The organism is Aeromonas sp. PS2Canimalfood6, from assembly GCF_048276795.1.
Taxonomy (GTDB): Bacteria; Pseudomonadota; Gammaproteobacteria; order Enterobacterales; family Aeromonadaceae; genus Aeromonas; species Aeromonas caviae.
This window is the reverse complement of record NZ_JBLUXC010000081.1, coordinates 1-13,029: the sequence shown is the minus strand read 5'-3', so window position 1 is coordinate 13,029 and position 13,029 is coordinate 1. Positions and strand designations below refer to the sequence as shown.

The 13,029-nt window shown below is 61.8% G+C and carries 13 protein-coding genes and 1 pseudogene; 6 read left to right on the top strand and 8 right to left on the bottom strand.

The window, feature by feature from the left end; genetic code table 11:
• Nucleotides 1-121: 121 nt before the first annotated feature.
• Nucleotides 122-520, bottom strand: coding sequence for a VOC family protein (locus tag ACNPAA_RS19615; protein WP_319900016.1), 399 nt, complete (start codon nt 518-520; stop codon nt 122-124).
• Nucleotides 521-595: 75 nt separating this feature from the next.
• Between ACNPAA_RS19615 and ACNPAA_RS19610 the strand changes: the two genes are divergently transcribed.
• Complete coding sequence (locus ACNPAA_RS19610; RefSeq protein WP_417891960.1) at nt 596-1,510, top strand: AraC family transcriptional regulator; 915 nt, start codon at nt 596-598, stop codon at nt 1,508-1,510.
• Nucleotides 1,511-1,569: 59 nt separating this feature from the next.
• On the opposite strand, the gene ACNPAA_RS19605 is transcribed toward ACNPAA_RS19610, so the two are convergent.
• Together ACNPAA_RS19605 and glnK are read right to left on the bottom strand one after the other, a co-directional pair.
• Complete coding sequence (locus ACNPAA_RS19605; protein WP_042864817.1) at nt 1,570-2,811, bottom strand: ammonium transporter; 1,242 nt, start codon at nt 2,809-2,811, stop codon at nt 1,570-1,572.
• A 25-nt stretch (nt 2,812-2,836) separates the two neighbouring features.
• Nucleotides 2,837-3,175 (bottom strand): P-II family nitrogen regulator, encoded by a 339-nt coding sequence (gene glnK / locus ACNPAA_RS19600; protein ID WP_010675904.1) that lies wholly within the window; start codon nt 3,173-3,175, stop codon nt 2,837-2,839.
• 386 nt (nt 3,176-3,561) lie between these two features.
• On the opposite strand from glnK, the pseudogene ACNPAA_RS19595 reads away from it, so the two are divergent.
• Both ACNPAA_RS19595 and ACNPAA_RS19590 read left to right on the top strand, forming a co-directional pair.
• Nucleotides 3,562-4,563 (top strand): annotated as a pseudogene (locus ACNPAA_RS19595) (diguanylate cyclase domain-containing protein).
• A gap of 130 nt (nt 4,564-4,693) precedes the next feature.
• A complete protein-coding gene (locus tag ACNPAA_RS19590; protein ID WP_201872499.1) occupies nt 4,694-5,107 on the top strand; it encodes a hypothetical protein in 414 nt (137 codons plus the stop codon).
• A gap of 62 nt (nt 5,108-5,169) precedes the next feature.
• Here the strand turns inward: ACNPAA_RS19590 and ACNPAA_RS19585 are convergent, their stop codons facing one another.
• Nucleotides 5,170-7,164, bottom strand: a complete 1,995-nt coding sequence (locus ACNPAA_RS19585) for a methyl-accepting chemotaxis protein (protein ID WP_039040120.1) — start codon at nt 7,162-7,164, stop codon at nt 5,170-5,172.
• Nucleotides 7,165-7,530: 366 nt separating this feature from the next.
• Entirely contained in the window at nt 7,531-7,887 is a 357-nt protein-coding gene (locus ACNPAA_RS19580) for a hypothetical protein (RefSeq protein ID WP_010675900.1), read from the bottom strand.
• 199 nt (nt 7,888-8,086) lie between these two features.
• Here ACNPAA_RS19580 and ACNPAA_RS19575 point away from each other — a divergent pair, with 199 nt between their 5' ends.
• Nucleotides 8,087-8,809 (top strand): response regulator, encoded by a 723-nt coding sequence (locus tag ACNPAA_RS19575; protein WP_010675899.1) that lies wholly within the window; start codon nt 8,087-8,089, stop codon nt 8,807-8,809.
• Nucleotides 8,810-8,816: 7 nt separating this feature from the next.
• Nucleotides 8,817-10,202, top strand: a complete 1,386-nt coding sequence (locus ACNPAA_RS19570) for an ATP-binding protein (protein WP_201872505.1) — start codon at nt 8,817-8,819, stop codon at nt 10,200-10,202.
• A gap of 178 nt (nt 10,203-10,380) precedes the next feature.
• On the opposite strand, the gene ACNPAA_RS19565 is transcribed toward ACNPAA_RS19570, so the two are convergent.
• Complete coding sequence (locus ACNPAA_RS19565) at nt 10,381-10,590, bottom strand: cold shock domain-containing protein (RefSeq protein ID WP_010675897.1); 210 nt, start codon at nt 10,588-10,590, stop codon at nt 10,381-10,383.
• Nucleotides 10,591-10,982: 392 nt separating this feature from the next.
• Nucleotides 10,983-11,267: a DUF3811 domain-containing protein gene (yjbD, locus tag ACNPAA_RS19560; protein WP_039040119.1), complete on the bottom strand. Its 285-nt coding sequence runs from the start codon at nt 11,265-11,267 to the stop codon at nt 10,983-10,985.
• A gap of 296 nt (nt 11,268-11,563) precedes the next feature.
• Between yjbD and ACNPAA_RS19555 the strand changes: the two genes are divergently transcribed.
• On the top strand, nt 11,564-11,686 hold the full coding sequence (locus ACNPAA_RS19555; protein WP_010675895.1) for a hypothetical protein: 123 nt from the start codon (nt 11,564-11,566) through the stop codon (nt 11,684-11,686).
• A 46-nt stretch (nt 11,687-11,732) separates the two neighbouring features.
• Here ACNPAA_RS19555 and ACNPAA_RS19550 read toward each other — a convergent pair whose 3' ends face one another.
• Nucleotides 11,733-12,503, bottom strand: a complete 771-nt coding sequence (locus ACNPAA_RS19550) for a substrate-binding periplasmic protein (RefSeq protein ID WP_201872506.1) — start codon at nt 12,501-12,503, stop codon at nt 11,733-11,735.
• Between the last annotated feature and the right edge of the window lie 526 nt (nt 12,504-13,029).

Here is a 13,029-nt window from a genome sequence, read left to right as displayed (position 1 = left end):
AGGTTACGGATCGAGATAGCGGGTGCGGCCATGATGATCTACCTGCAAAAGAGAGTAATAGATCAGAACGGCCGATCGCCGTCAAGCACTGAAAATAGCAAAATCAGGTGCGGAATGACGGTTAGATGGTCAGTTCCAGCCGGTTGCCTTCGGGATCCAGGAAGGTGCTCTCGTAATAGCCGTCGCCGGTCCAGCGGGGGCCGTCCAGGTGTTTGACCTCGGTGTCCTTGAGCAGCTTGAGGCGGGCGGTCATCTTGTCCACCTCCTCCACACTGCCGAGGGAGAAGGCGATATGGGCCAGCCCCTGCAACGGGTGCGGCAGATGCAGATCCGCCGGAAACAGGATGGGGGTGTGCATCAGCTCCAGGCTGGCGCCTCCCTCGAAGCGCACGCAGTAGGAGCTGAACTGCTTGCTCGGGTTGTGGTAGCGCTCATTGGCCTGCCCGCCAAACAGGGTGCAGTAGAATGCCTTGAGTGCCTCCAGATCCTGCGCCCAGATGGCGACGTGATGGATGTGCATGGCTGGTCTCCTGTGACTCGATGCCCTTGATGCTATGCTGGGGCCTGTCCCTTCGACATGGCTGAGCCCGTCCTGATGATGTCTGAAACTGCCAATCTTGAAGTCATTGACGTCTCCCTCGACTGCCGCGAGCAGATCTGCTGCGACAGCCTGCTGCCCGCCCTCGCACAGGAGCAGGTGTGGCTGGCGGGCTATTCCCGTCTCAAGACCCGTTATCGCATTTCCCGCCGCTTTGCCGATGTGCACTGTTTTCTGCTGACTCTGGGGGGCGAGGGGGAGGTGCGGGTGGGGGATCGCTTCGAGCGGTTGCAGGCCGGGGAGTGGGCCCTGATCCCGGCCGGGGATCCGCTCTGCTACCAGCTTAGTGAGCAGTTGAGTGAGCAGGTGAACGAGCTATTGGATCAGCCGTTGAGTGAGACGGGCGAGTGGGAGCTGGTGTGGCTGCTGCTGCACAAGGGCCCGGTCTGGGATGCCTTCGCCAGCCGCCCTCGCCTGGGCTGCACCTCCCAGCAGGCCACCCTGCTGCGCACCATAGAAAACCTCCATGCGGAGCAGGAGCGGCACCAGGATCCGCTGCTCAGCGCCCTGCTGGTGGAGCAGCTCGGCTTCTACCTGCGCCGCCTGCTGCAAAAGGGGGAGGGGCAGAGTCGTGGCGAGCGGCTGGCCCTGCGCCTGGAACTGCTGCTGAAAGAAACCCTGACCGAGGGCTGGGACGTCAATCACATGGCCGCCGCCCTGCACCTCTCCGAGCGCCAGCTCCATCGACTCTGTCAGCTGCATTTCGCGCTGGCGCCCATGGCGCTGCTGCAACGGTTGCGGTTGCAGCGGGCGGCGCTCTTGCTGGCGAGCCGGGCCGACCCGGTGAAGCAGTTGGCCGAGCAGTGCGGCTTCAAGAACGAATACCACTTCTCCACCGCCTTCAAGCGCCAGCATGGGCTGGCGCCCAGTCACTATCGCCGGTTGCATCACCCCGCCTTCAAGGGGCGCTGAGGGCGCCCAAAAAAACGGGGCCCGAGGTGTCCCCCGGGCCCCGCAAGCAGATGGCGTGCTTAGATGCTGGATTTGACGCTGACGAACTCGGGGTAGGCATCGATGCCGCACTCGTGGACATCCACACCCATCATCTCTTCCTCTTCGCTGACCCGCAGGCCCATGGTGGCCTTGAGCAGGCTCCAGACCACGAGGGAGACGACAAAGACCCAGCCGAAGATGGTGGCAGCACCCAGCAACTGGGCACCGAAGGTGGCGCTCGTGTTGGAGAAGGGCACCACCATCAGGCCGAACAGGCCACAGACGCCGTGTACCGAGATGGCACCGACCGGATCATCGATCTTCAGGCGATCGAAGGCGACGATGGCGTAGACCACCAGGGCACCGGCCAGGGCGCCGATCAGGCTGGCGAACAGCGGGCTGGGGGAGGCCGGGTCGGCGGTGATGGCGACCAGACCGCCGAGGGCGCCGTTGAGGATCATGGTGAGATCCGCCTTGCCCCAGGTGAGCTTGCTGACCAGCAGGGCGCCGACCACACCGGCGGCGGCGGCGGCGTTGGTGTTGACGAACACGGTGCCGATGGCGGTGGCGTCAGCGGCGCTGGAGAGCGCCAGTTGGGAGCCACCGTTGAAGCCGAACCAGCCCATCCAGAGGATCAGGGTGCCCAGGGTCGCGAGCGGCAGGTTGGAGCCGGGGATGGGGTAGATCTCCCCTTGCTTGCCATATTTGCCGCGACGGGGGCCGAGCAGCAGCACGGCGGCCAGGGCAGCGGCAGCGCCCGCCATGTGGACGATGCCGGAGCCTGCGAAGTCGGAGAAGCCCGCCTCTTTCAGGAAGCCGCCGCCCCAGCTCCAGTAGCCTTCCACGGGGTAGATGAAGCCGGTCATCACCACGCAGAACAGCAGGAAGGACCAGAGCTTCATCCGCTCTGCCACCGCACCTGAGATGATGGAGGTGGCGGTGGCGACGAACACCACCTGGAAGAAGAAGTCGGAGTGCAGGGAGTGGCCCGCGTCGTCCGCCTGGCTGCCCATCAGGCTGCCAAAGCTCGGCAGCCAGCCGCCGGCGCTGTTGTCCACGTACATGATGTTGTAGCCGACCAGCAGGAACATGATGCAGGCGATGGCATAGAGCAGGATGTTCTTGGTCAGGATCTCGGTGGTGTTCTTGGCGCGGACCAGGCCGGCTTCGAGCATGGCGAACCCGGCGGCCATCCACATGACCAGCACGCCGGAGATCAGCAGGTAGAAGGTGTCGAGTGCATAGCGCAGCTCGCTGACGGATGTGATCAACTCTTCCATGTCGTATTCCTCAGTTCCAGTCGTATCAAAGGGCGTCTGCGTCGGTCTCGCCGGTGCGGATGCGCACGGCGGCCTGCAGGTCATAAACGAAGATCTTGCCGTCACCTATCTTGCCGGTGTGGGCGGCCTTGCTGATGGCTTCGATGATCTGCTCGACGTTGTCGGCCAGGGTGGCGATCTCCAGCTTTACCTTGGGCAGGAAATCCACCTGGTATTCGGCACCCCGGTACAGCTCGGTGTGCCCCTTCTGGCGGCCAAACCCCTTGACCTCGGAAACCGTCAGCCCCTCGACGCCGAGGTTGGCGATGGCTTCGCGCACGTCGTCGAGTTTGAACGGCTTGATGATGGCGGTGATTAATTTCATGCAATATCCCCAATCCTTGTGGTTCACCCAGATAAAGGCAAATATTGCGCCAGAAAAGTATTTTTCTTTTTATTCATACATTTGCTTATTAATCGCAGCCCTGGTCAGCGAGGCTTGCCCAATATGGGCAGGGCTGCGCCAAAGGTGTGCACCGCCGTGGTGCAATCTGGCCGGCAGAAGAACGGAAGGGAGCGTGACGGCGCGCAAGACTAGAAAGTGTGCGGGCTGCTACTGTTGTTCAACAAGAGGACAACCTGGCCGATAACCCGTCATGACGGGGTGTCGAGGCCAGTCGCCCCCTTGAAGGCTCGACCGGCAGGCCCGGTTTTCCCGCCAGGTCAACAAGCGGATCCGTAGCGCCGAGTAGCAGAACAAGGAAGGTTTTCATGCTGCATGACAATGAGATGACAAGGCTACCGGCCCTCGACGAGGCCGTGATGAGCGGCATGCTGGAGGTCGTGAGCGACGGTCTCTGGGACTGGAATGCCAACACCGGCTATGTCCATCGCTATCCCGGCTGGTATCAGATGCTGGGGTATGAGCCCCACTCCCTCGACAACACCGTCTTTACCTGGGAGAACCTGATCCACCCGGACGATCTGGCGCAGGTCATGGAGAGCTTCGATGCCTGCCTGAGTGGGCGGGCGGCGGACTACCGGGCCGAATACCGCTGCCGTTGCCGTAACGGTGACTACCTCTGGGTGGCGGATTGTGGCCGCATCGTCGCACGCAACCCGGACGGCAGTGTCGCCAGGATGGTGGGGGCACACCGCAACATCCACGCCCAGCGGGAACTCTACGCCAGGCTGGAGCTGCAAAACCGCACCCTGGAGCAGCAGGTGGCGCAGCGTACCGCCGAACTGGAGCGGCTCAACCAGGCATTGCAGTTCCAGGTGGAGGAGAACCGCCGCCTGGCGGAGACGGACTCCCTGACCGGCGCGGCCAGCCGCTATCGGCTGGAGCAGGCGGTGCGGCTGGAGCATGAGCGCGCCAAGCGCTTCAAGGAGCCCTTTGCCGTGATCGCCATGGACGTGGACGACTTCAAGCAGATCAACGATCGCCATGGCCACGGGGTGGGGGACCAGACCCTGATCGATATCGTGCAGCTGACCCGGGGCTGCATCCGCGAGATCGATCTGCTGGCTCGCTGGGGGGGTGACGAGTTCATGCTGGTGCTTCCCAATACCCGGTTGCCCGACGCCCGGGTGGTGGCCGAGAAGCTGAGGCAGCGCCTGAGCCATGCCAGGGTCTAGGGGATCGAGCCCGTGACCTTGAGTTTCGGGTTGGTGGAGTCCGACCCCGACGAGCAGGTGTCCCACCTGATGGCGAGGGTCGACAGGGCGCTCTACCGGGCCAAGCTGGCGGGCAAGGACCAGCTCAGCGGCTGACAAGGGCACTGGTCGGAGCCGCTACGGGGCTGTTCCCCCCCGAATACGGCTTGACCAAGGGATTTTCTTGACTCCAATTCATCCCGCTGGTTTCATGCGCGCTCTTTTCATTCTTGCGAGATGTATCTTCATGAAAAAGTCCTTGCTGATTGCCCTGACCGTCCTGCCTCTGGTTGCCCACGCCGGCCTGATGGATTCCCTGACCGACACCGTGACCAGCAGCGTCACCAGCACCGCCAAAGAGATGGCTGGCAACGCCATGGACACCGCTTCCAACGAAGCGATCAAGAAGGCTCTGGACATCAAGGAAGGCGGCTCCAACAAGCAGGCCATCAAGGACAAGCTGGGCGCCCCGGCCAGCACCAAGACCGACGCCGGTCTGGAAGTATGGATCTATGACCTGGACGCTCTGAACAAGGCCTCCCCGCTGCTGGCCGAGACCACCAAGTCCCTGCTGAAAGACTCCGAAGTGGCCCAGAAGAACGTGGTCATCAAGTTCGAAGGCGAGACCGTGAAGACCCTGAACCTGGCCAACAAGGCCTGAGTCCTGGCAAAGTGAATGAAAAAGGGGCCCGCGGGCCCCTTTTTGCTGCCTGGCGTTCAGGCTCACACCTTGAAGCGGTGCACCAGTGCCAGCAACTGGCGGTTGGACCCCAGCAGGGTGGCGGCGCTCTGCTCCGTGTTGCCGCCGTTCTCCACCAGGAGGTTCAGCATGTCGCGAATGCTTACCATGTTGCGGTTGATCTCCTCGGTCACCCGGCTCTGCTCCTCGGCAGCGGTGGCGATCTGGCTGCTGAGATCGTGGATCTGCACCACGGCGTCGGCCATGGTGTCGAGGCCGCCGGTGACCTGCCCCGTGGTGTCGGCCGCCGCCTGGCAACTGCGCTTGGTCTGCTCCATGGCGACCACGGCCTCGGCGACCCCCTGGGTGAGCCGTGACAACATGCTGCCCACTTCGGCGGTGCTGTTCTGGGTGCGTGCCGCGAGGGCACGCACCTCGTCGGCCACCACTGCGAAGCCCCGGCCCTGTTCACCGGCCCGGGCCGCCTCGATGGCGGCGTTGAGCGCCAGCAGGTTGGTCTGGGCGGCGATGCCGCCGATCACCCCGAGCACGCTGCCGATCTGCTGGGCATCTTCCTGCATCTCCAGCACCTTGGCGGCGGCGAGATCCACCTCGTCGATGAGGGCCACCACGCTGGCGGAGGCTGACCCCACCACCTTGCGGGAGCTGGCCGCCTGACCGTTGGCGGCCTCGGTGAAGCTGGCGGAGTCGTTGGCGTGGCGGGCAACGCTGTCGGCGGTGGAGCTGAGTTCGTTGAGGGCGGTGACGACCTGATCGGTTTCGCTGGCGTGTTCCCCCAGGATCCGCCTGGCCTGCCCGGTCTGTTGATCGAGCTGGGCCAGCTCGCGGGTGATGAGGTCGGTGGCGGCGGTCACCTGCACCATCATCTGTTGCAGGAAGGCGATGAAGCGGTTGACCGACAGGGCGATGTTGTCCAGCTCGTCATGCCCCTTGACCTGGATGCGGGCGGTCAGATCGGCGTCGCCGGCGCTGAGGGCGTCGATGTTGAGCTTGAGGGTCTGCAGGCGGCTGCCAAGCTGGCTGATGGCCAGCACCATGAGCACGAACAGCAGCCCCGCCAGGGGGAGCTGGATGCTCGCCAGGGTGGCGAGCACATCCCGGCTGTCCTGGGTCAGGGTGCGGGTCGGCAGGGCGGCGGCCAGCAACCAGGGGGTCCCTTCGATGGCCTCCATCAGCAGGGTCTGTTCCTCACCCTGATCCTGGAAGGTGGTGCGCAGCTGCCCCTTGCTCGCATCCTGGCCCAGCAAGCCGCTGATGGCGAGGGCGAAGGGATAGTCGGCGTGGGCGGAGAGGTTGCCGAGCACCACATCCCCGGTCAGACGGGCGTTGCGGCTCAGGATCTTGCCGTCAGCCTCGATGATCATCACCTGACCGCCGATCTCCTGCTCTTTCTTGGCCACCAGGTCGTTGAAGAAGCCCAGGGTGACGTCTATGGTCGACACCCCGTAGAGGGCGCCATCCTGGTAGATCCCCATGGCGCAGTTGGTTCTCGGCTGCTGGCTCGCGCCATCCTTGTAGGCGGCGGCCCAGGCACAGACGCCACGGGGCGCCTGCTGACCGGCCTTGTGCCAGGGCTGATCGAAATAGTTGGGCGCCTCTGCCGAGTTCCAGTAGGTGTTGGGAATGAGGGCGTTGGACGCATCCCTGTGGAAGAAGGTGCTGAACTTGGCGCGTCCCGCCTCCCGCTTGTCCGGCAGGGGCCAGATGCCGCCACCGAAGACCATGCCGTTGCCGTACTGGTCGATGAGGGCCGGGAGCTGGGCATCTATCTGCTCGCTCGGCAGTTGTGCCACCAGCTGGGTGATGCTGCGCGACTGGGTCTGCACCCCGTTGAGCTGGTCACGGATGTCGGTCGCTATCTCGCCGACTCGCAGCGCCACGTTCTCCTCCCCCGCTTTTTGCAGGGCGGGGGTGATCCAGATCTGGATGCCGATCACCGTCAGGGCGCACACCAGCGCCATGAAGCCCAGAAAAACGGCGGTATAGCGCCCCTTGATTGTGCCCAGATTCCATCCCATAACGACTCCTGTCCACTGTGCCCGGGATCGTGCCCGCGTCTGTTGTGTGAGGGACCATTATGATTTATTTCGAAAGTGAAACGTTTGTTATCGCTCACATAACATGATGCGGCCAGGCAGGAAAAGGTGAAAAAACTGGGGGGAGACAAAAAAAGGGTGGCTTGCGCCACCCTGTCGTTTTCGCCGGTGTCGGGGCAGGGCCCCGCCGGCTCACGGGTCTGCTTCGGCAAACGGCTTCATTACTTCGATTTACTGGTTTGCTTCTGCGAACTGCTTGATCATCTCGACTTACTGATTCGCTTCGGCAAACGGCTTCATTACTTCGATTTACTGGTTTGCTTCTGCGAACTGCTTCATCACTTCGACTTACTGGTTTGCTTCTGCGAACTGCTTCATCACCTCGGCGTGCTTGATCATGCCGTCGGCACGCAGACCAAGGTTCTTCACGAACTCCGCCTTCTTGGCCGGATCTTCAATCTTGTCGTAGCGCTGTTGCAGATGGGCCTGGATCTGTTCCGGGGTCATGTTCTTCATGCGGGCCATCTTGTCGTGGCGGCCGCCATGATGCTTGCCGCCCATCATGCCGGTACCGTCCATGGGGCAACCGGTCGCCGTGGCCTGGGTCGGTTGCGCGGTGGAGACCGCCTCGCTGGCGGCATAGGCGCCCAGCGGCAGGCCGAGGATCAGGGTGGCGGTCAGCAGGGTCTTGGTCAGCTTTTTCATGGGTAACTCCTGTCGGATGTGTACGGGTAGAGGCTCTTTCGCCTTGGTATCCAGTAAACACCGTGGAAGTGTCTGAAATTTGCCAGTAGAAGCCTATTTTGTAGCAGAGTGTGGCACAGGGGCATGCTGGCACACTTTGACACAACCCGCCCGGTTGATTTTCGTATAATCGCCCCAGCCCGATAACGGAGAGATGATGATGAACCAAGGCAGCCCTCATATTCTGGTGGTCGATGACCACAGCGAGATCCGCGATCTGCTCAAGCGCTTTCTGGAGCAGCATGGCATGCGCGTCAGTTGCGCCCGGGATGGCAAGGAGATGAAGCGGCTGCTGGATGAGCGGGAGTTCGACCTGCTGGTGCTGGATCTGATGATGCCGGGGGAGGATGGCCTCACCCTGTGCCGCGAGCTCAGGGTCAAATCCCGCCTGCCGATCATCATGCTGACCGCCATGGGGGAGGAGACGGACCGCATCATCGGCCTGGAGATGGGGGCGGACGACTACCTCTCCAAGCCGTTCAACCCGCGGGAGCTGCTGGCCCGCATCAAGGCGGTGATGCGCCGTACCCAGGCGGAGAGCCTGCCCGTGCCGGAGACCTTGACCCGGGATCTGCGCTTCGATCGCTGGCTGCTCGACGTCAATCGCCGTGAGCTGGTGGACGAGGAGGGGGTGGGGATGAGCCTCTCCACCGCCGAGTTCGATCTGCTCAAGGTGTTTCTGGAGCGGCCCCAGCGGGTGCTGAGCCGGGATCAGTTGCTGGATCTGGCCCGTGGCCGGGAGGCGGTGGCCTTCGATCGCGCCATCGATACCCTGGTGAGCCGACTGCGGCGCAAGCTGGAGCGGGATCCCAAGAATCCCGAGCTCATCAAGACCATCTGGGGTGGCGGTTACCTGTTCGCCGCCGACGTGACCCAGGAGTGAGGCCGACATGATCAAGCGCGTCTTCGCCAGGCTGCTGCCCAAGGGGTTGACCGGCCAGATAGTGCTGGTGGCCCTGGCGGGGCTGGTACTGATCCAGCTGCTCAGTATCCAGATCTACCGCTCGGACAGGGAGGAGGCCCTCGGTTACGTCAACAGCCGCAACGCCATGCAGCGCATCATCTCCGTGGTGCGCCTGCTCTCCCTCTCTCCTCCTTCCCTCTATCACGAGATCCTCAAGGCGAGCCGCAGCGAGACCCTGCTGCTGCGTCTGGCCGACGAGCCGTTGCAGCCGGACAACCGCAGCCCCCGCTTCGAGAAGCTGGTGCGGGCCAAGCTCGGCTATCCATCCTCCCTGGCGGTGGAGATCAGCGCCGAGCTGAAGCAGGACATCCAGCGCAGCCGGGCCTGGCAGCACCACAACCGCATGATGAAGGATCGCAACGGCATGCCGCCGCCCCAGGACATGCGGCTCTACGGCTCCATCGAACTGCCCAACGGCGGCTGGCTCCAGTTCAGCTCCCTGGTGGACAAGGAGACAGCGAGCTGGTCCTGGCAGACTACCCTCAACCTGCTGCTGGTGGCGAGCCTGGTGATCGGCCTGATGATCTGGCTGTTCCGCCGGGCGACCCGTCCCCTCAAGCAACTGGCGGCCAACGCCGACAGGCTGGGGCGTGGTGAGGACATCGAGCCCCTGCGCGAGGAGGGGCCCACCGAGATCCGCGAGTCCATCCAGGCCTTCAACCGGATGCACACCCGGCTCGATCGCTTCGTGCAGGACAGAACCCGGATGCTGGCCGCCATCTCCCACGACCTGCGCACCCCCATCACCAGCCTGCGGCTGCGCAGCGAGTTTCTGGCGGACGGGGAAGACAAGGAGCGCTTCCAGCAGACCCTGCAGCAGATGGAGCAGATGCTGGCGGCGACCCTGAGCTTTGCCCGGGAGGAGGGGCAGCAGGAGGCGACCCGGGAGCTGGATCTGGTCAGCCTGCTGGAGAGCCTGTGTGACGACTATGCCGACATGGGCCAGCCCGTCACCTGCCTGGCCGAGGGCAAGGAGGTTTACGCCTGCCGCGCCAACACCCTGCGCCGGGTGCTGCAAAACCTCATCGGCAACGCCATCAAGTACGCAGGGGGGGCCGAGGTCTCGCTGGTGCGCGGTGACGGCGAATTGCTGATCCTGGTTCGCGATCAGGGGCCGGGGATTGCGGAGAGCCAGCTTGAGGAGGTGTTCAAGCCCTTCGTGCGCCTGGATGAAGCCCGCAACACCGAGTCTGGCAGCGTGGGACTGGGGCTCGCCATCGCCCGCACCCTGGTGCACCAGCACGGCGGTGAGCTCAGCCTTCACAATCGCGAGGAGGGGGGGCTGGAGGCGCGGATCAGCCTGCCCCTGTAAGGAACCTGACCAGGAAATGGGGCACCATAAGGGTGCCCTTTTTGCTGCCCGTGGCGAGAGCGAAGCAGGGCAACAGGTCGGCCACCCGGAAACGGGCAACAAAAAACCCGCCGAAGCGGGTTTTTTTCAATTCTTGCTGAGGCCCTTGCCCAAAGAGGGGAAGGAGCTCCGGCTTGAATTACTGCGGAACGACGTTCGCAGCAGCCGGGCCTTTCTGGCCTTGCTCGATGGTGAACTCAACGCGCTGACCTTCTTCCAGGGTTTTGAAACCGTTGGACTGGATGGCGGAGAAGTGAACGAACACGTCTTTGCTGCCGTCAGCCGGGGAGATGAAACCGAAGCCTTTCTCGGCGTTGAAGAATTTTACGGTACCAGTCATTTTGGACATGATAATTTCCTTGAGTAGTGATTAGTGAAACGCCACCGGAGCGGCAATCCATGATTTTTCGTCAGAAATACGTATGGGGAGCACTAAAGAAGGAGAATTATCTGGCAAGAATTATCGGGGATAACTGCCTGCACAAATCACTGCTTTAAGATGACTGCCTAACATAATCAGGTCTGAACTACCGAACCATCGAAAACGATTAGAACACGCACATCCCGTCATGGCAATCTTTATCTTGGTATTCATTTCTGACGGTGATGGCTGGATCGGCGTTTTATCCGGGTGTGCATCAGCTGCCAGGCGCCTCCTGCTGCCCTTTTCAGGGGGATGACAGGACGCTCTGCCAGCCCCCTTTTATGCAGCAGCGTCATCTGCGTGCATTCATGCTGCCGTTACCGTCTGCCACGGTATTTGTTGCTGACGGAATCGGACCAGCTGAAGGTGTCAGGCAGCACTTGGGCGCTGGCTCGCTCCTTGGCTTTCTCCCGCGCCAGTGCGGAAGCCGCCTTGGCGGCCTGGGCGCGATCGGCGGCGATCTTCTGGCGTCCTGCTTCGCGGATTTTGTTGCGCTCCCCGTTGGTCAGGGTGTGATCGGCATTGGCCTGGGCCTTTTGCACCAGCAGGGCAATCTCGGCTTTCTCGGCCTCGGTCAGATCCTTCATTTCCAGCTTCTTCATGACGCGCTCCTGCGATCGTTGAATGCCCACCCTAACACACATCCATCGGGGACAGGCTGACCATCCGTTTCCGGATGCCAAAAGTGTCGCCCGGTCGTCATTTCCGGGGGGGATCACGCCACGAGGCGCCTGGTAGACAGGCGCTGCCGATAGGCTGGATCCCGGCGGAAGATTGGGAGTATGCTGAGGCCAGTGCGATCCCCGATCGTCACTGTTGGCGTACTGAAATCCACGATTCGGCTGACATGCTGGAACACCCGTTCCAACTGTCCAGGTAACCTTTTTGGAGTCTGATGATGAGCAACAAAGAACAGCATCACGGCAAAGATGCCAAGAAAAAACCGCAGATGTCACTGAAAGAGAAACGCGAAGCCAAACGTCAGAAAGCAGAGCTGAAAAACGGCAGCGCGATGAAGTAACGCTCCATCTACTGCGGCTCCCCGGAGCCGGTATCAAGCCAGTCCATCATGGGCTGGCTTTTTTGTCTCCGGCAGTAGAGGTGGTGCCATAGGCGGCAAAGATCCGCTCATAGCGCCCGTCCGCCTTCATCTTGGCGAGCTGTCTGTCGAACCATTGCCGGTGGCCCGCCTCGCGAAAGGCGAAGTGGTAGTGAGTCGGGGGGAAGAGGTCGTGCTGTCTGACCCTGTTCTTGGGATAGCGGTCGCCCTCCTGGTCATCCCCGAGCAACTGCGCCAGATAGTAGTAGAACACCCGCTGTTCCAGGATCACGGCATCGGTGCGCCCGAGCAGCAGCCGCTGTACCTGTCCCTCCTGCCTCGCCACCTCTTCATAACGGGGATTCTGGTCGACGATGTCGGAGAAGGTCGTTCCCAGGATCTGTCGTGCACGCTGGAAGGCACTGACTCGCAGGGTCTGCAAATCCTTCATGGTGTGGACTGCCGTCGGCGCCAGGGTGAAGACCCGGTTGTGGAAGGTGATCACCGGCTGTGAGAGGTAGGCGCTTTCCAGCATGCCGGGTTTGACGTTGATGATGGCGTCCAGCTTGCCTTCCTCCAGCATCCTGAAGGTGCGCTCCAGGGGAAGATAGACGACCTGCAGCTCATGGGGGCTGCCTGCGAAGGCCTCTCGCATGAGATCGAGTTCAATGCCCCTGTCTTCGTGGCTGATGACATAGGGAGGAATGGCAAAGCTGACTCCCACCCGCAGCGGCTCCGCAGCAAGGTGGCCGCCGAACATCAGCAGGGCGAGGCACAGCAGACGGCTCAAGTGGTTCATGCAGGTTCCCGAAGGGAGAAATCGTCTCGATGATAGCCACAAGCCTGGACGAAGGGGACGTAAAGCGGGGGAAAGTGGCAGCAACATGGTCGTCGGGGGAGGTGAATGCGTCAGAAACAGGTAAAAAAAGGCCCTGATGAATCAGGGCCTGCCGCAGGGGATCAAAACGGAAGGGCAGGAACATTTCAGTGTAAATGCCGCTGTGTGTGTGAGTTGATTGAGTGCAAGGCAAGTATCCACAGCTTCTATCCACCTTGTTATCTCACCCACATGCCTATAAATCGCATTAAACCTATCATTAACGCTGTTCGTGTCAACATCTGATGCTTATACGATAAAAAAGTTTACACAACTCTTCGAACGTCTTCCTCTGATTACTGAGGTCATACTACACCAGTTCTGATGTCTAAATAACTGATCCCAATAGTGCTACACCTTCGCTGTGCCATAGCCATTCCCCGGGAAAGGAGACACGGTATCCATGAAGTGTTTCACTCGGGCCAGCAGGTTTGCCATCCCTCTGCAT